Origin of the sequence: Paenibacillus sp. EZ-K15 (assembly GCF_002573715.1) — a bacterium.
Classification (GTDB): domain Bacteria; phylum Bacillota; class Bacilli; order Paenibacillales; family Paenibacillaceae; genus Paenibacillus_AQ.
Map to the genome: position 1 here is coordinate 66421 of NZ_PDHM01000005.1, position 24886 is coordinate 91306.

Annotated in this window: 19 protein-coding genes; 14 read left to right on the forward strand and 5 right to left on the reverse strand. The window is 48.6% G+C overall.

Annotated elements, in window-relative coordinates:
* Nucleotides 1-125 precede the first annotated feature (125 nt).
* The 7 genes from CRG97_RS02590 to CRG97_RS02620 all read left to right on the forward strand — a co-directional run bounded on the left by CRG97_RS02590 (nt 126) and on the right by CRG97_RS02620 (nt 9454).
* Nucleotides 126-995: an AraC family transcriptional regulator gene (locus CRG97_RS02590; RefSeq protein ID WP_098741625.1), complete on the forward strand. Its 870-nt coding sequence runs from the start codon at nt 126-128 to the stop codon at nt 993-995.
* A gap of 315 nt (nt 996-1310) precedes the next feature.
* On the forward strand, nt 1311-2423 hold the full coding sequence (locus CRG97_RS02595; protein WP_098741626.1) for a GIY-YIG nuclease family protein: 1113 nt from the start codon (nt 1311-1313) through the stop codon (nt 2421-2423).
* 133 nt (nt 2424-2556) lie between these two features.
* Nucleotides 2557-4230, forward strand: a complete 1674-nt coding sequence (locus tag CRG97_RS02600) for an Hsp70 family protein (protein WP_098741627.1) — start codon at nt 2557-2559, stop codon at nt 4228-4230.
* Nucleotides 4223-5536 (forward strand): J domain-containing protein, encoded by a 1314-nt coding sequence (locus tag CRG97_RS02605; RefSeq protein WP_098741628.1) that lies wholly within the window; start codon nt 4223-4225, stop codon nt 5534-5536. Before CRG97_RS02600 ends, CRG97_RS02605 begins: the two co-directional genes overlap by 8 nt.
* 8 nt (nt 5537-5544) lie before the next feature.
* Nucleotides 5545-6255 carry a DUF1266 domain-containing protein gene (locus CRG97_RS02610; protein ID WP_098741629.1) on the forward strand — a complete coding sequence of 237 codons (711 nt, stop codon included), beginning with the start codon at nt 5545-5547 and terminating at the stop codon, nt 6253-6255.
* A gap of 195 nt (nt 6256-6450) precedes the next feature.
* Nucleotides 6451-8292 carry an RNA polymerase sigma factor gene (locus CRG97_RS02615; protein ID WP_098741630.1) on the forward strand — a complete coding sequence of 614 codons (1842 nt, stop codon included), beginning with the start codon at nt 6451-6453 and terminating at the stop codon, nt 8290-8292.
* A gap of 1 nt (nt 8293) precedes the next feature.
* Nucleotides 8294-9454 (forward strand): extracellular solute-binding protein, encoded by a 1161-nt coding sequence (locus CRG97_RS02620; RefSeq protein WP_098741631.1) that lies wholly within the window; start codon nt 8294-8296, stop codon nt 9452-9454.
* Between the two features lie 83 nt (nt 9455-9537).
* On the opposite strand, the gene CRG97_RS02625 is transcribed toward CRG97_RS02620, so the two are convergent.
* The 5 genes from CRG97_RS02625 to CRG97_RS02645 form a co-directional block, all read right to left on the reverse strand.
* Entirely contained in the window at nt 9538-10164 is a 627-nt protein-coding gene (locus tag CRG97_RS02625) for a copper amine oxidase N-terminal domain-containing protein (protein WP_202618857.1), read from the reverse strand.
* 168 nt (nt 10165-10332) lie between these two features.
* Nucleotides 10333-10842 (reverse strand): hypothetical protein, encoded by a 510-nt coding sequence (locus CRG97_RS02630; RefSeq protein ID WP_098741632.1) that lies wholly within the window; start codon nt 10840-10842, stop codon nt 10333-10335.
* Nucleotides 10843-10867: 25 nt separating this feature from the next.
* Nucleotides 10868-11830, reverse strand: coding sequence for a phosphotransferase enzyme family protein (locus CRG97_RS02635; RefSeq protein WP_098741633.1), 963 nt, complete (start codon nt 11828-11830; stop codon nt 10868-10870).
* Between the two features lie 169 nt (nt 11831-11999).
* The gene (gene pgmB / locus CRG97_RS02640) at nt 12000-12674 is read right to left on the reverse strand and encodes a beta-phosphoglucomutase (RefSeq protein WP_098741634.1); all 675 of its coding nucleotides are present in this window, start codon (nt 12672-12674) and stop codon (nt 12000-12002) included.
* A 192-nt stretch (nt 12675-12866) separates the two neighbouring features.
* Nucleotides 12867-15155, reverse strand: a complete 2289-nt coding sequence (locus CRG97_RS02645; protein WP_098741635.1) for a glycoside hydrolase family 65 protein — start codon at nt 15153-15155, stop codon at nt 12867-12869.
* A gap of 111 nt (nt 15156-15266) precedes the next feature.
* On the opposite strand from CRG97_RS02645, the gene CRG97_RS02650 reads away from it, so the two are divergent.
* The 7 genes from CRG97_RS02650 (at nt 15267) to bglX (ending at nt 24863) form a co-directional block, all read left to right on the forward strand.
* Nucleotides 15267-16010, forward strand: a complete 744-nt coding sequence (locus tag CRG97_RS02650; RefSeq protein ID WP_076322399.1) for a helix-turn-helix domain-containing protein — start codon at nt 15267-15269, stop codon at nt 16008-16010.
* 42 nt (nt 16011-16052) lie between these two features.
* Nucleotides 16053-17855: a sensor histidine kinase gene (locus CRG97_RS02655; RefSeq protein WP_098741636.1), complete on the forward strand. Its 1803-nt coding sequence runs from the start codon at nt 16053-16055 to the stop codon at nt 17853-17855.
* Nucleotides 17856-17862: 7 nt separating this feature from the next.
* Nucleotides 17863-19416, forward strand: a complete 1554-nt coding sequence (locus CRG97_RS02660; protein ID WP_098741800.1) for a response regulator transcription factor — start codon at nt 17863-17865, stop codon at nt 19414-19416.
* 173 nt (nt 19417-19589) lie between these two features.
* The gene (locus tag CRG97_RS02665; RefSeq protein WP_098741637.1) at nt 19590-20834 is read left to right on the forward strand and encodes an ABC transporter substrate-binding protein; all 1245 of its coding nucleotides are present in this window, start codon (nt 19590-19592) and stop codon (nt 20832-20834) included.
* A gap of 99 nt (nt 20835-20933) precedes the next feature.
* Nucleotides 20934-21878: a carbohydrate ABC transporter permease gene (locus CRG97_RS02670; protein WP_098741638.1), complete on the forward strand. Its 945-nt coding sequence runs from the start codon at nt 20934-20936 to the stop codon at nt 21876-21878.
* Nucleotides 21879-21883: 5 nt separating this feature from the next.
* Entirely contained in the window at nt 21884-22708 is an 825-nt protein-coding gene (locus tag CRG97_RS02675; RefSeq protein ID WP_098741639.1) for a carbohydrate ABC transporter permease, read from the forward strand.
* Between the two features lies 1 nt (nt 22709).
* Nucleotides 22710-24863, forward strand: a complete 2154-nt coding sequence (gene bglX / locus CRG97_RS02680) for a beta-glucosidase BglX (protein ID WP_272914350.1) — start codon at nt 22710-22712, stop codon at nt 24861-24863.
* Nucleotides 24864-24886 lie beyond the last annotated feature (23 nt).

Sequence of the window (24886 nt, forward strand, 5' to 3'; positions counted from 1 at the left end):
CTCTATCGCCTCCTTGAATATAGCTATAGCCTATAACAAAGAAGTACTTCTTTCGCCGCATTTTATGCGCAATCGCTTTCGAACACCGCTTATTTTGCTATAATCCAAGCAAAGGGGGCAGCGACATGACGAAGCCGTTTCGAGCGGATTACCACGATCCTAGCGGATATTTGGACATTGAATATGACCGCCGCATTGGATACTTCTCTATGACGGTTGACCATCTTCATGATCATTACGAGTTGTACTACCTCTTATCGGGTGAGCGCATATACTTCATTAAGGACCGTTCCTACCGGATCAGAGCTGGGGATCTCGTTTTCGTGGACCGGAATGCCGTTCATAAGACGCTGGACAGCGGCCGGCCCGATCATGACCGGGTTGTCCTTTATATAAGTCCGGAGTTGTTTGCGGAATTGACCGTATCACCCGACCTGGCCGAAGGACTGAAGGAGCCGTTCGGCTGGAATGTTCCGATTCTAAGGCTTCCTTCACCGGGATGTGAAGTCATGGAGCGAATGGTCGGTGAAATGGTGGAGGAGATGGTCCGTCCCCAGGCGGGGAGCAGCTGGCTGCTGCGGCACCGGACGGTTGAATTGCTGCTCTTCGCCTACCGTAACCGACATCTGGGAAAGGTTTGTTCCGCCGATACCGAGCCGGTTCTTCATCCGAAGACCCAGGCGGTCGTCCGGTATCTTAACGACAACTACCGGAAGGCCTTAACGCTGCCCGAGGTTGCAGCGGCATTCCGAATCAGCCCGCATTATCTCAGCCGGCTGTTCAAGCAGACCACGGGTTTTACCTTTAGCGATTATCTGAACCTGCTTCGGGTTAAAGAAGCGCAGCGCTTGCTGCGGGAAAGCGATGATTCCATCACGGATATCGCCATGCGTTCGGGATTCAACAACTTCTCTCACTTTGGGAAGATGTTTAAGCGGGCGGCCCAGATGTCGCCGAGAGCCTACAGGCAGCAGTATCGGGTCATTATGAGTTGAATGAAACTGAAAGCTACATCCTACCGTTCTTCCACCTTGAATTTCTAGATGAACAAAAGAATCAGGGTTCGTCTTACATGGAGAAGTGGCCGAACGGGTGAAGGAATATGCGGAGCAGGTTGTGAAGGCATACGAGGGCATTTGAGTTGGTCATCTATCCATCTTCGCAGCGCGTGCCGTCGAGGTAATAGAGGCACCACATTCATCGAGTTGGATCAGCCCGTGACGGTGGTGCTTTTTGGTGTGCATATGGTATCTTGGAATTGAACGGAAAACGCCATGTTTGATAGATTCGTTGAGAGGATCGACAGTCGAATGAAAACAAAAATACAAGAGTTGCCGCTGTCGCCGGGCGTATATCTCATGAGAGATTCGCGGGGAACGGTCATTTACGTTGGCAAATCCAAAAGTCTCAAAAAGCGAGTACAATCGTATTTTTACAACAATAAATCGCACTCCCCAAAAGTGAAGAAGCTGGTTCAGCATGTCAAAGACCTGGAGCATATCGTCACCGACACGGAGTTTGAGGCGTTCATGCTGGAATGCAGGCTCATTCAGGACTTAAAGCCGATGTATAACCGCAAGATGAAAAATCCGCTAGGTTACAGTTATATCGTATTGCGGCAAAAGCGAGATTGGCGATGGCTGGAAATTACAGATACACTGGATGAAGGCGGTCGCGACTGGTCTCGTTTTTTCGGCCCCTATACAGCCAGTAGACATAGTCTAGAACATGCAGTGCAAAAGGTTAAGGAATGCCGTAAAATCGCCTGTAATCATACACCTGCCGCTTCTTCGGCAAATACTCCCTGCTTGAATTATTCGATTGGCCTCTGTCTTGGCAAGTGTCTTGGCGGCGAAACCGCGCGGCAATTTGATGAAATCATGGATCGATTCATTGCTCTGCTTCAGGGGGACGACCGAAGTTTATATGATGAAATGGAGCGAACCATGCTGGGCGCCGCAGAGCGTTTCGATTTTGAGCAGGCTGCAAAATACAGGGACGGCATGGAGGCGGTGAACTTTCTCTTAAGTAAACGGCATGTGATCGAGTTCGCCGAAGAGAATCACAGCATCGTTGTCTACGAGTATCTAGACGAAGATACGATCAAGTTATTCCTGATTAAGGGGAACGTTGTGCTGCACAGCGAGCGATGCTCTGTGGCTACCACGGTGGACATTGAATCGCTGAGGCAGAGGGTCAAAGCCTTGATTATCAGCTATTTCACGAGGGATATGGACTGCGATGCGACCGAGGTTACCCGGGAAGATATCGATGCTGCACAAATCATCTACAGCTATTTGCAGAGCAGCGCCTGCCGTTATCTTGTTATTCAGGATCCGTGGATCGAAGACGGTGGGGAGCCTGATATGGAGGCTGCTCTGAGGGATTTTATTTTTTTGAATCATGATATAGTGTCATTATAATATTGCTCATGAACCGGGCTGCTACAGCCCGGTTTTTTTGTTACCAAAAAATCAAAAAAAAGTTTGGAATGCCGATATAAATATAAAAGAATTATTTTTCTGGAAAATTTGTAATAAAGATGGAGTGATGGAAGTGGCTATTATTGGCATTGATTTAGGGACTTCGAACAGTTTAGTTACTTGTTTTATAGAAAATGAGTGTGTAATCATTCCCAATTCGATGGGAGAAAAACTGACCCCGTCTGTGGTGAGTGTACTTGAGACAGGTGAAATCATAATTGGCAGTGCAGCCAAGGAGCGGTTAATAACTCATCCACATATGAGCGCTGCTGTTTTTAAGCGTCATATCGGTACAGGAAAAAGGTATGATCTGGGCAGTTATCAATTTTCACCAACGGAGCTTTCTTCTTTTGTACTTAAATCACTTAAAGCCGATGCAGAGAACTATTTGGGAACGGAAGTTACGGAGGCAGTGATCAGCGTCCCAGCCTATTTTAATGATCATCAAAGAAGGGCTACGAAGGAAGCGGGGATTTTGGCGGGGTTGAAGGTCGAACGATTGATTAATGAGCCTACGGCGGCGGCTGTAGCTTATGGTTTAAATGAATTGAAAGAAGAAAAGCAAGTGCTTATTTTTGACTTGGGTGGAGGAACGTTTGACGTTTCGGTTTTAGATATGTTGGAGGATGTCATGGAAGTAAGGGCTGTTGCAGGGGATAATTTGTTGGGCGGTGAAGACTTTGACGATTGTCTGATCCGGTATTTCTTGGAGCAGCACAACATGAAGTTAGACAGGACCGCTCGCAAGACTTACTCCATGCTCCGCAAACAAGCAGAGTATTGTAAAAAGGCTCTCTCACAATCAGATGTTGCCCAGATGTCATGTATGATCAACGGAGTGAATTATATATCGGAGATTACAAGTAATGAATTTGAAAAGATGGTAACGGATTTACTTGTAAAATTCAGGAAACCCCTACAGCAGGCATTATTGGATTCCTCGGTTCATCCAGACGAATTGGACCATGTCATTTTAGTGGGCGGTTCGACGAAGATGCCTGTTATTCGCGCATTTGTATCTAAATTATTCGGTAAATTCCCTCTTGTCCATTTAAATCCCGATGAGGTTGTAGGTATTGGAGCCGGAATTTATGCAGCGATGAAAGAACGTCATCAGAATCTCCGCGAGACGGTACTTACCGATGTTTGTCCGTATACCTTAGGTATTGGACTTGCAGGCGGTCGGTTTGCTCCATTAATTGAGAGGAATACAGTTATTCCTTACAGTAAAGTAGATGAGTTCTGCAATGCTTATGACCATCAGACTCATATCAAAATAAGCATTTATCAAGGAGAAAGCCGCAATAGCGAGAACAATTTGAAACTTGGGGATCTTGAATTGGATATACCGCCGGCTCCTGCAGGACACTCGGCCATTGATGTTAGATTCACCTATGATATCAATGGTTTATTGGAGGTCGAAGCTTATTCCCACGTAACTCGGGAAAAGAAGTCTAAGGTTATTATCAATAGTTCTATAACCATGACCGAGGAAGAAATAAATCAGCGACTGCGTGAACTTGAAGAATTAAAAATCCACCCTCGCGAGAACAGTAAAAATCAATATTTGTTAGCGCTTGGGGAAAGGTTATATGAGGAAAATTTATCGGATATAAGAATTACCATTGCCCGTGAACTAGAGAATTTCGAGAAAATTTTAGATCAACAAAACCCTCAAGAAATTAATAGGGCGGCACAGCGACTCGAACGATTTTTAAGAAGCGTGGAGGAGTGGCCATTTGAATGAATTGTGGAGTACTTTGGAGATCGAGCCCACAAAAAATAAAAAAGATATTCGACGTGCCTACACCAGATTATTAAAAAAATATCATCCGGAAGATAACCCGGACGGGTTCATGAGGCTTCGGGCCGCATATGAACAGGCTATGAAGTGGGCCGAACAGCTTGATAAAGCCCCTTCTAATAATACTCATTCAGCGCTCTTTGGTTCTGAAGCTAACTTCATAACGAAAGAAGAACAAACGGTTATTATGGATGAAGCCGAGGAAGAAGAACCAATTGTTATTACGGATGAATCCAGAGAAGCTGAGCCACCACTTATCATTACAGATGAAGTCGAGGCAAGCGGCTTTTATGAAGAGATGCGTGCCATCTATGAGGATATTTTTAAACGTAGGGATATAAATAGCTGGAGATCACTTTTTTTACATCAATCCTTGGTGGATAGCGAGCGATTATCCGAAATTGCCATACAATTTGTTATAGACAACCCTCACCTGCCGCATGACATATGGTTATACCTGGACAGCGAATTGTCTCTCAGCAAACGTTCATGGTTCCCTTGGAAGGATATGATTCAATATGACCTGGGGCTCACTTTTCAATACTTGGATCCTAATCTTGCTGTTGATTACGAGAAGTATGCTGATTTAAGATTTCAAGCTTTTTTGGCTATCCGTGATAGGAAATACGTAGAGGGCATAGATTATGCTATGCAGGCTATGGAAATATACAATAGAGACCCGGTATTGTATAAGTTGTTAGGCGTATCTTACTATGTTGTGGGTGATTATGATCGCGTTGAAATTACTTTTTCCAGGGTATTAAAGTTCATTCCCAATGATGTAGATGCCCTTGTATATCGGGGTTATGCATATTATCAAAACGGCGATTATGAAAAAGCGAAGCAGGATTTTAATCAAGTTTTATCCAGGGATCAGGATAACATGGAGGCACGGAGAGGCCTGGGCCTGATTCTTAAGGAAATAAAGGCTCGCAACCAAACGGTGGAAGACAAGTGTTTTGACCATCTTTATGCAATGGATCTGGAGTTGGACTATTCCAAATGCAGTGAAAGTATGTTCTTTTTTCCGGATCTTCCTGAGAAGGAGAATTATTTAACCTTTATAAGGAGGAACCTTCCTCTCCTTTTTCAGATCATCGTGTTTAGTGGCATGTTACTGTTTCTAATAACTATGGTATACTCTATGATTTTTGAAATGGGAGAAGTGTTGCTGTCCATGATCTTGATCGTTGTCTTGATTATTGGAGTAATAAAAGTAGTATTACTAGTAAATCAATTAGAGAGGTAAGTTATTCGATGATTCATCAAAAGTTATGGAATCTCTCTTTAAGTATGACTTCTGCATTTGGAGCAAAGTATGATTTAGAGATCATGTCTACGAAGCAGGATTTTTGGGAGAACATCAAGAATAACGAGGTTAGGCTCGATTCCGAAATCATTTTCGGCGTTCCTGAATCACAAGGGCTAGAGAGAGCGATAAGAAAGGAAGAAATCAGTCAGTTTCTAGACCGTTTTGGTGTTTCAAGTCACAAGACATTTAAAGTGAAGATGGAGGAGCTGCTTCAGGGTAGCGAACTGAATGCTTTATTTGATTCAATAAGGGGCTCACTTCTTGTTATGCCCTTGCAGGAAAGAGCTAAGCTGCTAAAAAGTACCCAACAGGAACAAGAAAAATACATACGATATTCGGTTGTGGCTCAATACGACAAGACGTTGCTCTCTTGTGGCATTAGAGGTTTCGATATTGCAAATGGTACGAGTCTGTGCCGATTGTGTGCATATTTAGGATACATAGACGAAGAAGAAATGCTGATCTGGTTGGAACAAACGGCTTCTCTTGCCAAGACACATTTTAGAAGTTTTAAAGAATATGCGCTGTCCAGCACGGTAGGTGGAGTATTCTGGGCTGGCAGTGGAAGTGATGATGCCTTCTTGAAAAATTATTATAACTGCCTACAGCATCCATATAGTTACTGGAAACACCTCACATGGGATCAATGTCAGTAAATATAAGGAAGTGGGTGAATGATGATATGCAGATAACCAAGAGATCCTTTCCTTGCTTGCTTGGAATTGGAGACCTTGGTTTTTTCCACTGTGCTTTAAAAAATTTCGTAGTTTTTGTTCAAATGATATGTGCCGCAGGCATCTTCTTCATAGGTCCTATAAATAACCGTTCAAAGAGAGGAGGAGAGGGAACTTATGCTGGAAACCACGGCAGATGGGACCACCATCGAGACGATGGAGGACCGCATCTTAACAGAGCGGGCGAAGGCAGGAGATACGGAAGCCTTCGGGGAGCTTGTTCGCCGCCATCGTGCCTCGGCTCGTTCCTGGGCGCGTTCCATGACCCGGGATACCCATATGGCAGAGGATATCGTGCAGGATTCGTTAATCAAGGCGTTCCTTCACGTCGGACAGCTGATCGATTCATCCAGATTCATGGGCTGGCTGCAGGCCATTGTTCGCAGGCAGGCCCAGATGAAGCTGCGACGCGGCGGTCCTTATCGAATCGAACAGCCATTCACCAGCCTAAAGCTATCCCAAGCGATGGATTCCGCCAACATCGATTGGGGCGATGTGGAACATATTTTGCAATTTCTGTCTATGCAGCTAACGCACAAACAGAACCAGTTGAATCCGGAGACATTGTACCTACGCAAGGAAACGATTGATATGATCCAATCCTTTCTGCACTGCTTAAACCGCAAGGAACGCGGGATATTTGAAGCCTATTTTTTTAAACAATGGTCTCCTGATGAGATCGCCGCGTTATTCCAGACGACAACCCAGTCGGTCTATACCTACATCTATAGGGCCAAACGCAAGGTGCGCGAGGAACATTCCCGCATGCTGATCCCTGCATCTCCAGGGAAACTGGATCAGGAGGAGAATGGAGGAAACGGCCAGGTGATAAAATTGCCATTGCCTAAATCAAGAACGAGTAAAACGGCGTCTTCACTCATCGATACCGTCTCCATGATGCTGGACATGACGAATCATACATATAGTGTGAGCGAGCTGATGGGACGCTCCGGTTATGCTTTCCGTTTGCGGATTTCCGGATTGTCCACCTATGCTGACGGTGCGTTTGTGTTCGATTGGCAGGAGGTATTAAGGCAGCTGTTTGATGGGATGGGATATGAGACTTCATTCGTGAGTGGTCAGCTTCCGGATGAAGGTATCGTTCCGCTGGTCCCCGTAGCCTCCTCCTTTCCTTTTGCCAAATCAAGGAGTCCTGAGGTCATGAACTTTATCAGGGAATATCTGATTGCGGGAACGCCGGTGATGTTTTTTGATACCTATGTTCAGAAGCCCTTCACGTTTGAATGGAGCTTGATTTACGGTTACGATGACGGTCGGCATGAGCTTTATGTGACGGACCCGTCGGCTCCTTACACGAAAATCATAACGTACGAAGAGCTGACAACGAGCAGCTTGCGTTTTTTGTGCGGAATTAAAAAGAGACCCGAACAGGTAAATGACACAGGGCAGATTGCAGCGTCTTCTATGGCGGAGCAGCTAAGCCGTATCGCCAGAGTCGCTGTAGAGGGTGACGGTTATTCGCCGCGTACCCCATTTCCTTATTATGTGCAGGGTTTGACGGCTTATGATGCCTGGAGGGATCACCTGGAGCGGGGTGAAGCGCATATCAATCTGCATGGGATGAGCTATTTGATTCGTGTGTATGGGGATGCCCGGCGGTATGCCGTGGCGTATCTGCGTGATCTGAAGGATCAATGGAGTGCGCACAAAGAAAGGGACTGCCATGTAACGGCTGATAGCGGAATAGTCCATGATTCGCCGACATCGCCTGTGTATCAGATAAATGAAGTCTATGATCATCTCATAACATGTTATGAAGAATCCGCAAGGATGTGGACGGAATTGGAAGCGCTCTTCCCGTTTCCTTGCGGCACTGACCGTTCAGACCCGGAATCGATCATAGCGGCGATCGGTCATTTAAATTGGGCTCATGAACAGGAGAGGGAAGCTATGAAGCATTTGCAAGTCGTGATTAACCATACACGGAGGGATCATTAAAATGACAACACCGACTGAACTTCGCCTCATCACAGAAGCGAACGGACATGATCTAAAATATGTGCAAACGGTGATTCAATCATTCGAAATTTTCAGGCCAGACGTCAAAGTGGTGCTGGTAAAGGCGGAGGACAGCTATGGTGTGATGGAACAATTCCATCACGAAGGGGCTGATCTGCTGCATATCCGTGAGGGTGGTTATTCTACTCAGTTACGCAAAGGTGTTGTTCAAGATTTGCTGCCTTATCTGAAGAATGATCCGGTGCTGGAGATGGATGATTTTTATCAGGGAGCATTGACGCATCCGATGTGGGAGGGCCAGCTAGCTGCGCTGCCGGTTGTGGATGTCGCAGTCCCCCAAATTTTTTATAACAAAAAATGGTTTGCCGAAGCGAATGTACCCTTTCCTACGAATGAATGGACAGAGGATCAATTTCTTGATGTTGCGATCCGCTTGACGCGGCACGGAGAGAACCGGGATGAATCACGGTATGGTTTTTACATTTATCCGGATGTGGAATTTTTGGAACCGTTTCTTATGCGCAGGGGAGGGCGGCATTTGTCGGAGGATGGAACTGTCGGTAAGGGCTATGCGGATAGCGAGATTGCGCATGCGACGTATCAATGGATTGTAGATCTTTACCGCAAGCATCGAGTGGCTCCTATGCCGGGCGTCCAAGTGGACAACATATTCCGTTCGAATCGGTTTGCCATGATCTATGACTTTAGCTGGCATAACGGGATTGCCTACGATCCCGAGTTAAGTGAAACCTATGGCGTGGTAGGATTGCCTCATGCACAGGGTGGCAGGGATATTTATACGATGTACTCGACAGGCTACGGCATTCCTGTCACGTCCAAGTATTCGGAGCTGGCATGGGAATTGCTGAAAGAATTAGCACTGCCTTCTTCAGAGGAAGCGAGGCGTGCTTATTGGGGCGTGCCCATCACAAGAACATTGGCTAAGGAGCTTGGACGTATCGATAACCCTTGGTGGGGTCCGGCTTTGTATGCCATGGAGCGAATCGATAAGAATGCTTATCTCTCCAATCAGGTCTGGAACCTGTCCAGGCAGCAGATCAATCAGGATATTGAGCGGATGATCAAGGGAGAAGCAGGTGTTGAGGAGACGTTATCCCGCTGGGCGGAGATTGTATCGTAGGAAATCTATCAGTTACAGAGAACTGTGGAATTGGTTTTTATCACATTAGCCTCTATCCAACACGGATAGAGGCTTTGGTTTACTTATTTATTTTCAAAAGAGAGTCCTGGGAACACAGTATAATTATCGACATCAAAGAGCTTGGATTTCTGCATCGATTTAATTTTGCCTTGAGCGATTTCAATGTCCCAGTCTTCTCCAAAGAGCTTTTCTTCATAAAAGATTACTTTTACTCTCACCTTAATCAATCCCTTTGATGACTGAGCATCCACAATATCATAATCAATTATGGATGGGTACATACCACCGATTGGAATCATGTCGAATCCTTCAACTGCTATGGAGCGGATTAACTTATCGTCACGCGTATCAAAACCCGCGATATAAAGCGCGATCAGATTTTTGACTTGTGACCAGCTGCTACCAGTCAAATTAAGATTTTGATTCCAGACATCTTCCTGAACGTCTGACTTACTCGTTATTGAAACCGTTTGATTTTTCTGGTCCCAACTTACATGGGTACCTAAGGCTTTTGAAATGAAGCTGATCGGGACCATGACTCGATCGTTACTTATCTGCGGTACAGCATCCGTTTTAATGGGTTCGCCGTTAACTACGATTTTGATGGTTCCCCTTGCAAAAGCCATACCAACGGCGGTAGTTAAAGCAATGACTACTGCCAATAATGATAAAAACAACCTTTTCTTCATCCTGATCCCTCCACGTAATTATCGTATATAACTAGAGACGCAAATAATTGGATATAGTTTTAACTAAATCCAATTATAGGGGTATCTATGAGGACGGAACCGGATTCATTGCTACCACCTCGAAACAATTCATGTTTAACCAATGGGGATTAGGCCGGACAGGACGACTTAGCCGTTATTGAAAAATCGTCCCATCGGCATCTCCCTCGTAAAGGTAATCCCTCCATACTTATATTTCACTTCAATCTGGGTGATGGGCTCATCATTATATAGACGGATGCCGTAATTAAGCGGAATGCGAGAACCTTGATCGAGCGCAGCTCTCTTCTTTTCGGGCATGAGATCGGGCTTTAGCGGCAACTCCCGAATATCCACGAATTCAATATTAGGATCTTCATCGAGGTCGCTGCCACCCACAAGATGAAGGGAATAACTGACGCCCAGCTCGGCTTTGGCCGGCTTCCGGCCATCGTTTACCCGCACGTCCAGCAGCTCCACATCGGCGAATCCTTCATTGATCACCTCGAAGATCATGGTGTTTTCATCCGTAAAGGATGTAAATCCACCCACCTTGATTGGCGTGGGCCGTAGGAACAACAGGTATAGAATGAAGGCCGAGAGGAGTAACCCCAGGCCCAAATAGCCGAGCCGGCGGAGAGGTTTTGATTTTGGTTTCATGGTAGAGCAATCTTCCTTCTCTATATTAAATGGACAGCTTCACAACCGATTTGCCTGCCTCAATATCAGCTTTCATCCCTAAGAGATAATTCCGGGTGCGCTCGTTCATCTCTTTCCAGTTTACGAATTTGGAAAAGTAGACAAAGGAGTAGATATTGCGGAAGTCGATGAAAAATGGAATTCGCTCGATCCAATCCTCACTCAGCGTATTCTCTTGAAGGTAGCCGGATAAGAACGAGTCGAAGAATCTGGCGACAAATTCGGCTTTTCCGCTTTCAGGCACGGTCTGAACCGCATGATAGATGGCTATGGCGATATCGTAGGCAAACCAATGACAGGAGACATCCCCGAAGTCGAAAAAAATAATCTCCCCGTTATGTACGTGAAAATTGTTATGGTGGAGATCATTGTGAACGATGCCGTAGCCTTCCTGGTCTTGCGGGAGGGCCTCAAGTTCCTTAAGATACTGCTTCCACTGTGCATGGACTCTTTCACCTGCAGCCTCCGGGAACGCATTGGTGAATATTACATGATCATTCCACTGGGGAAAGGCCATTTGGTGAACGAGCGAAGCTGCGGTGGAGTCTTTTTTGCCGAGTTTATGCATACGGCCCATCCCGCGCCCCCACTGCTTGATCATGGCGAAATCCGATGCCAAATCAGTTAACGGGCTGCCCGGAGCCTTTGTAAAAGCAATGACATAATATCGCTTCGACTCATGAGTTATCTCTTCAATAAGAAGATCCTGAGCGGATCGAATCGACTCCACCATGTTCAGCCCATGCTCGGCGAGATAGGCCATCCACGTGAGCTCGCGAATGATCGAGGCCTTGCGGTATTTGGATGCGTCCAAGAATTTAATAATGAAGTGACGTCCGGCTTCACCGTTGTATTCAAATACATTCTGATCGAATCCCCCAAGTAACTTCAGTGAATAAGAACCTTGTCCGAATCGCTCGGCACCTTGATCCAAAACAGCCTGTTCCATGGAAAGTCCCCTTTATCGTATTCTCGATATGCTTGTCTGACTGACATACCGGATAAGTTACAGGTATTCACTACCAACTACAAGTCTACCGAAGATGGTGAGCGGTTGCAAAAATGGGTGGGCACATGAAAAAAGGGCGCCCCCTAGAGAGCACCCCTTCAATCTATGATCAGTCTTCAAACGTCTGCGCCAGTTTACGAAAGTCCAGCTCCGCCGTGCTGGACAGCACGACATCCGCGTGCGGGAAATGCGCTGCATTGCCGATTGCCACGGCGAACATGCCGGCGCCCTTGATGGCATCAACGCCGGATACGGCATCCTCCACCCCGATGCAGTCGGCAGGCTCTACGCCAAGCTGCGCGGCAGCGGTGAGGAAGATCTCAGGGTCCGGCTTGTTGTTCTTCAGCTTGGTCACGTCGACGATGACGTCGAACTCGTCCATGACGCCAAGCCGGGTCAATACGGCAATGGCGTTTTTGCTGGCGGACGCGATGCCGGTCTTCAGGCCGGCCGACCGGATGTCTGCCACAAATTCCGTAATGCCGGGCAGCAGGTCGGCTGGCGTAATCGTTTCGATCAGCTCGACATACAGCTTATTTTTGCGGTCGGCCAGCTGTACCAGCTCTTCATCCGAATAGCTTACAGGCTTCTCCGCTTGACTTAACAGTAGCTTTAAGGAGTCCATGCGGGATACCCCTTTGAGATTCTCGTTGAACTCTCGCGTGAAGGGAATGCCCAGCTCGGTTGCCGTGGCTTTCCATGCCTGATAATGATACTCCGCCGTATCGGTAATGACGCCGTCCAAGTCAAAGATGACAGCTTTCAACTTACGTGTTTCGTTCATGTTTTTATAGCTCCTTTTTGAGATATCAGAAAGGATAAACTCGATGCATGGGACCTCTCTGATAACGCAGGAAAAATGACGGCTTATCGCAGTCTGTCTTCATGGAATATATGTCGATAGATCGTTTTCTTCGTAAACCGGGAGTGATGTCATACGTATAGGTAGGGCAATCACCCCACGGCCTAAACCTAATTACTTGCTCTGAAGCGCATGTTTCACAGATTTCCCTTCTTCAAGCGTTACGGCCTTGTCGTACAGCTTGATCTCGATGGAATCTCCTTCCACGATCTCCAAGGTCACGCCGTCCTTCTCGATGGATACGCCGATGAGGCGGCCGCGGAAGTTCAGGCGGAAGGCATACTTCTCCCAGTCCTGCGGAATGGCCGGGGAGAGGGAAAGTCCGCTTTCCTTCAGGCGCATGCCGGCAAAGCCGTAGACGATGGACATCCAGGTACCGCCCATGTTAGCCATGTGCAGGCCGTCCTTCGTGTTGCCGTGTGTATTGTCCAGATCCAGGCGTGCCGTCTCGATGAAATACTCATACGCCTTGTCCATGCTGCCGATCTTCGAAGCCATAATGCTGAAGATGCAGGAGGACAGGGACGAATCATGCGTCGTGATGCCTTCATAGTAGTCATACGAACGCTGGATCGTTTCCAAGCTTTGCTCGTCTTCCAGCAGGAAGTGAGCAAGCACCGTATCCGCCTGTTTACACACTTGGTAACGGTAAATGGTCAGCGGATGGTAGTTTAGCAGCAGCGGATATTTGTCCTCCGGCGTGTTGTCGAAGTCCCATACCGCCTTGCGGAGGAATGTATCATCCTGCGGGTTAATGCCGAGTGCCTCGTCGTACGGCAGCAGCATAGCGTCCGCCGCTTTCGCCCATTCCATGATCTCGTCTTCCGTGACGCCGAGCCGGTCACAGAGGGACTTGAAGCCTTGAGCATCGTAGGATTTCAGAATGGTGCAGCTCTGGGTAGCCCATTTCAGGTTATGCTTCGCCATAACGTTGGTGTAATAGTTGTTATTCACGCAGCAGGTATATTCATCCGGCCCCGTAACCTCATCAATATGAAAGGCGCCGTTATAATAGTGGCCGATGTCGGCCCACAAGCGAGCGGTTTCGATCAACACCTCCGCCCCATAGGACATGAGGAAATCCCGATCCTGTTCGGCGAGATAATACTGAATGTAACTGTAGGCGATGTCTGCGCTGATATGGTATTGCGCCGTTCCGGATGGGAAGAAGGAGGAGCATTCCGTTCCCGAGATCGTGCGCCACGGGAACAGAGCGCCTTGACGGTGTCCCATTTCCCGAGCTCTGTCTCTCGCTTGATCCAGTGTGGAATAGCGATACAGCAGCAGCTGGCGAGCAATGTCCGGCTGCGTCATCAGAAATACCGGGAACATGTAAATTTCCGTGTCCCAGAAATAATGGCCTTCATAACCTTCGCCGCTCAGTCCTTTGGCAGAGATGTTGCTGTGCTTGTCCCGACCGGCGGATTGCAGCAGCTGAAACAGGTTGAAGCGGATGCCTTCCTGCAGCTGGTCATCGTTCTGAATCACGACGTCGGCCGATTTCCAGTAGGCGTTTAGATACTCGGCCTGCTCGGCAAGCAAGTCCTCAAACGAGGTATCCTTCAACTCCTCCTGCAGCTGGATTCCACGTTCGATCATCTCCTGCCCGTGACGAAGACTGTCGGTATACAGATTGTATTTCGTAAAGTGGATTGGTCCGGTCAATGGAAGAGTAGCCGTGAATGTAACCTCTCCGGCTCCGGCTTCGAGCTGAATGTCGGCATCGGCATCCAACTGGTGACGGGTCACGCAAGCCGCACGCAGCTTGGACGCCATCGTCTCGTCAACGACATAGGCATCGCTGCCCTTGACGCCGGCATCGATGACGGTCATCCGTTCCGCATGCCCTGCTCCGACGCGGGGATCATTGGCATTGGTGTAGTTCTTCACTTTGCCGTTCACGGTGGAGACGATGCGAACTTGGCCGTTGAAATTGACCGGCTCCATCCGTACATGGATGGCGAACAATTCCCGGTGCGTAAAGGACACCAGGCGGCGGAAGGTCAGCTTGATCTCTTTGCCTTCAGGCGATTTCCATTGCACAATTCGTTCCGAATACCCCTTGTTCATATGCAAGTGGCGTTCATGCGCAGTGATCGTGCCGTGATCGAGGCGGAAAGGTTCTTTTTCGTCACCTAAATAGATCAGGACCGTTTGGGCATCAATATTGTTAACGAGTTTTTGCTGTGTATCGGGAAAGGCGAAGAGCTTCTCGCCGTAAGGGATGTCAATCACGTCGTGGAAAGCGTTCAGATAGGTACCGCGAATGGTGGACAAACTCTCTCCGTAGCCTTCTTCGAAGTTGCCACGCACACCCAAGTAACCGTTTCCGAGTGCAAAAATACTTTCCATATTCAGCAACGCTTGCTGTGACAAATCAGGATTTGATATATTCCAGGTCATGGTCTACACATCCTTCCTAGCATGGTTATGCTTGAATTTTAGAGCCAATCGGGGTTATGTTATACTAAAATATCAAGGTTTTTATCAATATTTTTAGGTGGTGTGGAAATAATGAAAGAGCCTTCACGCTCGGGAAACCGTCCGTTTTATCTGTCTTCCCGTATGCATTATTTGCGCGAGAATTTTATCCATCCCCCATTTGATTATGAGCACGAGCTGCTGGAAGCGATCCGCTTCGGCGATGAGAATAGAGCCATGGATATGCTGCGTAAGATTAACGAGCTGGAAGCAGCTGTGCTGGCGACGTATCCGCTTCGGTCGAAGAAGAATGCCTTGATTGCTTCCTGTACCTTATTTACCCGCGCGATCATCCGGGGCGGCGTGGATCCTGAGATTGCCTTTCACTTAAGCGATACGCTGATCCTTGAGATCGAGAAAATGACCGATGTGGAGCGGCTGGTTCATTTTGAGTATGAAATGCTGGTGCAGTTTGTTTCGATGATTCGCTCCGAGAAAGAGGATGTGTCCTTCTCTCACATTGTGAACCTGGCGATCTATTACATTAGGGAGCATATTTTTGAGGAGCTGACCTTGCAGAGGGTTGCGGAATATTTGAAAGTCCACCCGAGCTATCTGTCCGATCGCTTTAAACGGGAGACGGGCGTATCCATTACAACTTTTATTAATCGGCGGAAGATTGAGGAGTCCAAACATTTGCTGGCTAATACGAACCAGTCAATATCCGAAATCGCGTTTACGTTCAAGTTTTGCAGCCAGAGTTATTATACGCAATTGTTCAAGAATTTTACGGGGATGACGCCGAGAAAATTTCGGATAAGCGGGACGGCGCGATAAAGGACGATCATAACGAACAACGAGAAGAGAGAGATACGGCTCATGAAGAAACTAAAGCAGAAGATGCTTCACTTAAGTCTGGAGAAGAAACTGATCGTGGCGTTCTCCGCCTTTATCATCGTTCCCCTCCTGCTGATCGGCGGCATCGTATCCTGGGTATACGTGGAGAATAACCGGAGTACGATGATTGATGCCGCCGTGGAGAACAACAAACAAATTATTAAAAATATCGACACCTCCCTGCAGCCGCTGCTGCGACTGTCGATGTTTCCGATTCAGGATTCCACGGTGTATGCCATTATGCGCAAGGATTACGGCAAGGTGACGTATCCATTGCTTGAACGGGGGCAGGATTTCGATAAAGTGAACGGCTTGATCCAGAGCGGGATCATGCTGTATTCGGATTTGATTGACTCCGTTGTCATCTATCACGAGAACAGTCAGTCGATTATTGGCCGAAGCAACAGGGAATATATGAACTTCGCTTATTTCAAGGAGCAGTTTACCCGTGAGCCTTTTATCCGGAAGATCAGAGGAGCCCATGGTCGCCTTGTCCCTGTAGGGATTCGTCAGGAGCGGCTGCTGTCAGCCAAGGGAATTCCGGTCGTGTCGGTTGGCCGGGCCATCATGGATCCGTACACGAAGGAGGATCTTGGGTTTATCCTCTTTAACATTTCGGTGGATAAACTCAAGACGCTGTGGAGCGATACGGCATTTTCCGAGAATACGAATTTCTATCTGATCGATGAAGCCGATCATATCGTGCATAGCGTCCACCCCGAGGAAATCGGGCTGTCGGCATCCGAAGTATTGGGGAATGATTTTCAATATAACGCAGACGGCGAAGTGAACACGAAGATCAATCGGGATACCTACATGATTTCTTCTTCCTCTTCTTTGGCTAATTGGAAGGCGGTTACGGTCATTCCGAAGAAGGATTTGTTCTCGATTGTCTATCTTATGGTTGCCATCTTAATCGCCGCATTGATTCTGCTGCTCGTGCTGTCCATCCTGATCTCGGCACGCATCGCGACCACGATCATGAAACCGCTGGCGGTGCTGAACAGCAAAATGAAGCTTGTCTCCCAAGGTCAGCTTGACGTAAGCTTTGATACGAGACAGCACGGCGAAATTGGCGTGATCAGCCATACCGTAGACCAGATGCTGCAGGAAATTCGCGAGTTAATCGAGCGGATCTATGTGGAGGAAGAGGAGAAGCGGAATCTGGAGATGAATGCGCTGCAGTCGCAGATTCGTCCGCATTTTATATATAACACGCTGAACGTCATCAAGTGGATGGCCAAGATCCAGGGAGCAACCGGCATTGAAGAAGCGCTTCAGGCTTTCTCTTCGGTCATCAAGTTTACGGTGAAGAAGGAAGGCGACTACGTGACCATTGCGGAGGAAGTCCAATTCATGGAAAACTATACGAAAATTCTCGATTTCCGCTATTTTAATAAATTTGATGTCACGTATGAAGTCGATCCGGCCGTAATGAATCATAGGACCCTGAAATTTCTGCTTCAGCCCCTTGTGGAGAACGCGGTGTTCCACGGCTTTGAAGGTATCGATTACAAGGGTAACCTTGTGATATCGATTTATGAGGAACGGGACGCGCTCATCATGAAAGTAAGTGATAACGGACGCGGTTTTCCCGAGGGTGGACAAGCAAAGGTGGAGCAGGGAGGTCCGCAGGATACCTTCAACTCGATTGGACTTAACAATATACGGAACCGGATATCCCTTCATTTTGGACCGGAATACGGCCTGTGGATCAAGAGGGGAGAGCATGGCGGAACTGTGGCATGGCTTCGGGTTCCGATCATCACAGAAGAAACAGGGTGATAAGCAAGTGCGAATACTTATAGTAGATGACGAGCCGCTCGTTCGGATCGGGATCAAATCGGCAATTGATTGGGAGGCCCAGGGTGTGGCTATCGTGGGTGAGGCTGGCGACGGCGAAGAGGCGCTGCGCATGATAATGGAAACCGCACCTGACGTGGTGCTGCTGGATATCAAAATGCCGAAGATGGACGGAATCGAGGTACTCCGGGCGATTAAGGAGCGGCAGCTTCCTGTGCAGACTATTGTGCTGAGCAGCTTCGATGATATTACATATGTGAAGGAAGCTTTGAAGCTGGGGGCGTTCGATTATTTTCACAAACCCGACATGAATGAACGCGAGCTGACCGCGATGCTGAAGAGCGTCCGGGAACAGTTTGGAAGCCGTGGGACTCCGGCTCAGGCGGAGTCGGGTGCAGCGGGCAACCGGAAGGAGAAGATGCTATATGACGCACTCCATGGCCATGTTCATGGCCTGCACGAAACGGGACTTAAAGAGGGCAACATATACGTCGTTCTTTTCAAAATCAAGAATTATCATACGGTCATCCAAAGGTATACCAAAGAAACCGAATCCATCCTGCCGAATACGGTTCAGAACGTGGTCAGCGAGATTCTGTCCACGGAGAAGGAAGTTGAATATCTTCAGCTGGATGAGCAGTGCAGCGTCGTATTCATCAGCAACAGCGAGCTGAAAAGCCTGCTGGCTTCGTTGACGCGTGTTAATAAAATGGTGCAGATGATCAGTTCCGCGCTCAAGCGCTTTGTGAACATCGACATCGTGCTGGGTATCAGCGACTGGTTTGCTGATTTCGACGGCATTCAGAAGGGCTACGAGCAGGCAGGAACCGCGTTAGCGCATCAATTTTATAACCCGGATACGTCGATATTCTATTATCAGCATCTGAAGCAGAAGAGTGAGCATGTATATAAACAGGCGGATGCCTATTTAAGCCAGATGAAGTCTGCGCTCAGGGAAGAAGCAAACGATCGGTTTATGGAGCTGCTGTCCAAGTGGGAGACGTTTCTGGAGCAGGAAGAATGCATGGAAGAGAAGGATGTCCGTAAGGTTTACGAAGGTCTGCTGTTTATGATCGGGGAGAGCGAGGGTACGCCCGGCGGAACCGTTCAAGAGGATGTAACGGCTTTTGAAGAGATCCATCATTTCCAGCAGCTGTCGGCTGCGTACCGGGCCAGATTCGAGGAGCGGTTTAAGAACCGCAACCATCTGGAGATGAAGGGATACAGCCAGCTCACGCGCAATATTATGGAGTATACGGAAGAGCACTACCCGGAGAGCCTCTCGTTAAAATTGTTCGGGGAGCTGTTTCATGTCAGTCCGAATTATGTCAGTCGGCTGTTTAAGCAAGAGGTCGGTCAAGGACTGTTTGATTATATCAACGAGCTTCGGATCGAGAAGGCGAAGGTGCTCCTCAAGGACTACCGCTACAAAATTTATGACGTTGCCGAGATGGTGGGGTTTAATAATCAGGCCCATTTTGCCATTGTATTCCAAAAATACACAGGCTTTTCTCCTAAGCAATATAGGAAAGAAGAAGTGTGATATTCGAAAAGAAAGTGTGATTTTTCATAAAAACGCTCTTGACGTGCAATCTATTTATAAAAAAATAGTCAATTTTAAAAAATTAATCATCATTTGATTAATTTTTTTTATTGTCTCGGCTCTTTATGATGTAGGTGTAAGGTAAAACGAAAAGAAACGTGGGGGGTAGCATCATGGGTAAATTGAACAAGAAGTTTTCGGCCATGCTGGTGTTGTGCCTGGCTCTTGTTGTTGGTTTAACCGCTTGCGGCGGCAATAAAAGCGCTGACAATAAAGATAATGGAGCCGCAGATGCGGAAAAAGTAACAGTGAATTTCGGATTCTGGGGTACGGCACAGGATTTGGAGATTTATCAGAAAGCAGCGGATACCATCTCCGAGCAATATCCAGAGCTTGAACTCAAAATCAAACAATATCCAAGCAGTGAGCAATTCTGGAACACGCTTCCGGGTGAAATTGCGGCCGGCGTTGCACCTGATTTCATTAAGATGTCCAACGAAGGTGCTTACGAGTACATCAATAAGGGATTGTTCTCACCAATCGATGACCTGGTTCAAGCAACGGGCGTTGACATGAACCGTTTCCCGGATACATCGAAGAACATCTGGAATGTGGACGGTAAGCAATACGGTGTGCCTAACAGTGATATGCCGGCGATGTTCTTCATCAACGAGCAAATGTGGAAAGATGCTGGCCTCGGCGAGTACCCAACCACTTGGGATGAAGTGATCAAAGCGGCGAAAGTGTTGAACAAAGGCAATGTAAAGGGCATTATCGTGAATCTGGATGCCTTCCATATCACGAACTACGTGAAGAGCTTTGGCGGTGGCTGGGGTAACGGTGAGACCATCAACTCTCCAGAGAACGTCAAAGCGCTGGAAATGATCATCGATATGTATGACCAGGGACTTGCTGTAACTCCTAAATCACTCGGCTTTGGCTGGGACGGCGAAGTATTCAGCAACGAGCAGGGCGCTATGAGTACAGGTGGTTACTGGTACAAAGGTTACCTGAAGGATGCCAATCCGGACCTCAAAATGGTAGCTATTCCAGTACCAAAAGGAACAACCAACGGAAGCACCATGAGCTCTGACGCTTACATGGTATTGAAAGACGCGAAGAACAAAGAAGCTGCGCTCAAAGCTGCTTATTACATGACCAATGACGATACGCAAACCGCATTCATGGAGCTTGGCTTTAATCCGGCGGTAGCCTCATTGTCCCAGCAGTATTTCGAGAAAAACCCTGAATTCAAGGCGCTGCAGCCTGCGCTGGAGTACAGCACAGACTATGGTTATCCGACAGATACCAAGCGTTTCACGGATGAACTCGTTAAAGAATTGGAAGGCTTGATTCTTGGCGGCTCCGGTAAAACGGCTCAGCAAATTCTCGACGATATTCAAGGCCAATTCAAATAAGAAAAAGGCAACACCCGCTCCCGCTCCTTGTTCTCAGGGGAGCGGGAGCCTTTGTTAAATGATCCATTCAATTTAAGCCATGGAAGCGGGGGATAACTTATGTCCGATTACAGCAGCAAGCACGCTGATTTGAAAGGAAACAAGATTAGGCAATCCTGGTTCCGTTCGTTGGCAGACTCCGACAAGACACTGGGCTGGTTGTTTACGCTGCCCTTTTTGATATTGTGGGCGTGGTGGTTTCTCTATCCATTCATCCAGTCTTTCGTAAGGAGTTTTCAGGATGCGAATTTCGCTGCCTTGGACCAGGCGAAATTCATCGGCCTGGAAAACTATGTAACTATTCTTCAAGATAAAGAATTCTTCCAGGCGCTGCTTCATTCCCTGGAAATCGTGGTCATCTCGATTCCGATTCAGACCGTCCTCGGTTTGCTCTTGGCCATCCTGGTCAATCAGAAGCTGAAGGGTAAAGGGATATTCCGGACGGTATTCTTCATCCCGTATATCACCTCGCAAATCGCGATCACTACCGTGTTCATGATGCTGTTTAAGCAGGGCACCTTCCTGACGGAATTTTTCGGGGCTTTAGGCTTCGGGAATGTAACATGGTTTGCGGATACCAACTATGCGCTCTTATTCGTATGTATTCTGTTTATCTTCCAGCAAGCCGGCTTCACCATGATTGTGTACTTGTCGGGTCTGCAGGAAATTCCGAAGGATCTGTATGAAGCGGGCGAGATTGACGGCGCATCCAAATGGAACAAATTCCGCTACATCACGGTGCCGTTCCTGAAGCCGATCACGTTCTTCATCGTGTCGGTATCGACGATCGCCGGCTTCCAGATCTACGACCAGATTGCGGCGATTTCCCGGTATGGCGCGCTCGGTTCGCCAGCGGGCGCTACCAGTACGGTGGTTACGTATTTCTACCAGCACGGGATTCGTTACATGAACATTGGATATGGAAGCGCGGCGGTGGTGCTGTTCTTTTTGATCATCATGCTGATTACGTATCTGCAAAAAAAATTCTTGGATGAGAAGGAGTGAGGGCAATGAAGACCCGTACGAATAACGGTCGGTTGTTTCTGTATATCGGCACGATCATCCTTGGGCTCTTATTCGCCCTTCCTTTTCTCTATACCATCTATACGTCCATCATTCCGATGCGCCACGTCAATACGTTGACGTCGCCGGCCAACTGGACGCTCGAGAACTTCAAAATCTTCTTCACGAACGATGCGTACAATGTGCCGAGATGGTTTCTGAACACCATTATCATGACCGGCGTTGTTGTGATCGGGAACCTGATAATTAACCCGATGGCCGGCTTTGCGCTAGCCAAGCTGAATTTCAAAGGTAAAGGCCTGATTTACTGGATTGTCGTGGCTACTATGATGGTGCCGTACCATATGATCTTGATCCCGGTGTACGTGAACGTGGCGCAGCTCGGATGGCTGAACACGTTCTGGGGGCTAACGGTGCCGTTCCTGTATCAGGGCTTGTACATCTTCATGCTCCGCCAGTTCTTCATCTCGGTGCCGAACGAGTTCCTGGAGGCTGCGCGGATGGATGGCCTGACGAAGATGGGTGCTTTCTGGCGGATCGTGTATCCGCTGGCCCGTTCATCACTGATTACGATGTCGATTCTTGCTTTTGCCGGAACCTGGAACAGTTATCTTGTTCCGAGCACGCTTGCGAATACGCCGGAAATGTATGTGCTGGTTGTGGGTCTGAACAGCGTGAAGGATATGTTCTTTGAGAACACGCCGATGATTATGGCCGGGGTCGTGCTGTCCACGCTGCCGATCATCTTGTTCTTCTTCCTGTTCCAGCGCCAATATATCGAGGGAATTTCGAACGCTGGCGTCAAAGGTTGATATAGAAGCATCGGAGGGATTAGACATGGATAACGTGGAACAGCGCGCGAAGGACCTGCTCGCGCAGATGACCTTGACCGAGAAGGTCGGCCAGACGGTGCAGTACGGCCGGTGCGAGGATCAGGAACTGAAGATGGTGGCCGAAGGCAAGATCGGGTCGCTGCTGAATGTACATGGTCCGAAAAAGATCAATGAGCTACAGCGGCTGGCCGTGGAGGAAACGAGGCTGGGGATTCCTCTTCTCATCGGGGATGATGTCATTCACGGTTTTCGTACCATCTTTCCGATTCCGCTCGGCGAAGCCGCTAGCTGGGATCTGGAAGGGATGGAGAAGAACGCCCGCATTGCGGCGGTAGAGGCGGCCGCGGAAGGTATTCGCTGGACCTTTGCCCCGATGGTCGACATCACGCGTGATCCTCGTTGGGGCCGCATCGCGGAAAGTACGGGGGAGGACGCCTATCTGTCTTCCTTGGCTGCTGCCGCGAAGGTCCGAGGATTTCAAAGCGCGAATGAGGATGGCTACCCGACGGTAGCGGCATGCGTGAAGCATTTTGCCGGTTATGGCTGGATCGAAGGCGGCCGGGACTATGACACGACAGACATGTCGGAGCGGACCTTGCGGGAAACCGTGCTGCCGCCGTTTGAGCACGGGATTCGGGCAGGGGCTCTGTCCGTGATGAGTGCCTTCAGCGAACTGAACGGCGTTCCGGCTTCCGGAAGCCGGTATCTGCTGCGGGATATATTGAAGCAGGAATGGGGCTTTGACGGCATGGTGGTCAGCGATTGGGAGTCGATTGAAGAGCTGATCTACCATGGCTATGCGGAAGACCGGAAGGATTCCGCGTTGAAGGGATTGAACGCCGGCGTCGACATGGACATGCACGCCGGAGTCTATCTTGATCATCTGGAAACGCTGGTCCAGGAAAACCCTGAGCTGCTTAAACTATTGGACGATGCGGTTTTCCGCATATTACAGGTGAAAATTCGCCTTGGATTGTTCGAGAATCCGTATGTGAGCGAAGACGCTGAAAGAGCCGGAGATCCGCTGAAAGGGCAAGCCATTCCAGCGGATCATCTGGCTCAGGCCAGGGACAGCGCCCGGAGATCGATCGTGCTGTTGCAGAATAACGGCGGGATTTTGCCGCTGGATACTGGTAAGCACAAGAGGCTGGCGTTAATTGGGCCGCTGGCGGATGACCGCCACAACTCGATGGGCTGCTGGGCTTGGAAAGGCCGCGATGAGGACGTTGTCACGGTATGGGACGCTTTTCAATCGGAAATCGAACCTAAAGCCGAGGTGTTCTATGAGCAGGGCAGCGGCATTTTGGAGGAACTGGATGGGGGAGTGGAACGGGCTGTGGAGCTCGCCAGACAGTGTGATGCCGCCGTGGTCGTTGTGGGCGAATCCGAAGCGATGACGGGCGAGCATTACAACGTAACCTCCATTACGCTTCCACCCTGTCAGGAGCGCCTGATTCAGGAGCTGAAACGTCAGACCGACACGCCGATCGTCGTCGTCCTGATGAACGGACGTCCGCTCGCCACTTCATGGCTGCATGAACATACGGATGCTGTGGTTGAAGCGTGGCATTTGGGAACAACCACAGGTCATGCGCTTGTGGATGTGCTTACCGGCGCTTACAATCCGAGTGGTCGCCTACCGGTTACCGTTCCGCGTGCGACGGGCCAAATTCCGATGTATTACAACCGGAAGAATACCGGACGTCCTCATTTGTACGAAGATTATATCGATTGCGATGATTCTCCGCTGTATCCGTTCGGGTATGGCCTCAGTTATACAACGTTCGAATATACGGATTTGCAGCTGGACCGGCATCAAATTGGCCGGGACGAGACCGTACATGTATCCGTGAGCATAACGAATACCGGATCCAGAGCCGGCGAGGAAACCGCGCAGCTGTATGTCCGCGACTTGGTAGCAAGCTCTACCCGGCCGGTCAAAGAGTTGAAGGGATTCCGCAAGGTGCAGCTGCAGCCGGGCGAGGGCCGGACGGTGCATTTTACGCTGGGGCGTGAAGAGCTAGGGCTCCTGGATGAGAGGCTTGCGTTTACGGTCGAGCCCGGGAAGTTCCATGTCTGGGTCGGACCGCATTCGGAAGAAGGACTGCAGGCTGAGCTTGTGGTTGTTGAATAAACCGGAATCAAAGGGGGATTTAT

Bases quoted from the DNA above. Each gene is read 5' to 3' on its own strand.
- CRG97_RS02590 (WP_098741625.1), top strand. From the start codon at position 126: ATGACGAAGCCGTTTCGAGCGGATTACCACGATCCTAGCGGATATTTG.
- CRG97_RS02595 (WP_098741626.1), top strand. From the start codon at position 1,311: ATGAAAACAAAAATACAAGAGTTGCCGCTGTCGCCGGGCGTATATCTC.
- CRG97_RS02610 (WP_098741629.1), top strand. From the start codon at position 5,545: ATGATTCATCAAAAGTTATGGAATCTCTCTTTAAGTATGACTTCTGCA.
- CRG97_RS02615 (WP_098741630.1), top strand. From the start codon at position 6,451: ATGCTGGAAACCACGGCAGATGGGACCACCATCGAGACGATGGAGGAC.
- CRG97_RS02620 (WP_098741631.1), top strand. From the start codon at position 8,294: ATGACAACACCGACTGAACTTCGCCTCATCACAGAAGCGAACGGACAT.
- CRG97_RS02625 (WP_202618857.1), bottom strand. From the start codon at position 10,164: ATGAAGAAAAGGTTGTTTTTATCATTATTGGCAGTAGTCATTGCTTTA.
- CRG97_RS02630 (WP_098741632.1), bottom strand. From the start codon at position 10,842: ATGAAACCAAAATCAAAACCTCTCCGCCGGCTCGGCTATTTGGGCCTG.
- CRG97_RS02635 (WP_098741633.1), bottom strand. From the start codon at position 11,830: ATGGAACAGGCTGTTTTGGATCAAGGTGCCGAGCGATTCGGACAAGGT.
- pgmB (WP_098741634.1), bottom strand. From the start codon at position 12,674: ATGAACGAAACACGTAAGTTGAAAGCTGTCATCTTTGACTTGGACGGC.
- CRG97_RS02645 (WP_098741635.1), bottom strand. From the start codon at position 15,155: ATGACCTGGAATATATCAAATCCTGATTTGTCACAGCAAGCGTTGCTG.
- CRG97_RS02650 (WP_076322399.1), top strand. From the start codon at position 15,267: ATGAAAGAGCCTTCACGCTCGGGAAACCGTCCGTTTTATCTGTCTTCC.
- CRG97_RS02655 (WP_098741636.1), top strand. From the start codon at position 16,053: ATGAAGAAACTAAAGCAGAAGATGCTTCACTTAAGTCTGGAGAAGAAA.
- CRG97_RS02665 (WP_098741637.1), top strand. From the start codon at position 19,590: ATGGGTAAATTGAACAAGAAGTTTTCGGCCATGCTGGTGTTGTGCCTG.
- CRG97_RS02670 (WP_098741638.1), top strand. From the start codon at position 20,934: ATGTCCGATTACAGCAGCAAGCACGCTGATTTGAAAGGAAACAAGATT.
- CRG97_RS02675 (WP_098741639.1), top strand. From the start codon at position 21,884: ATGAAGACCCGTACGAATAACGGTCGGTTGTTTCTGTATATCGGCACG.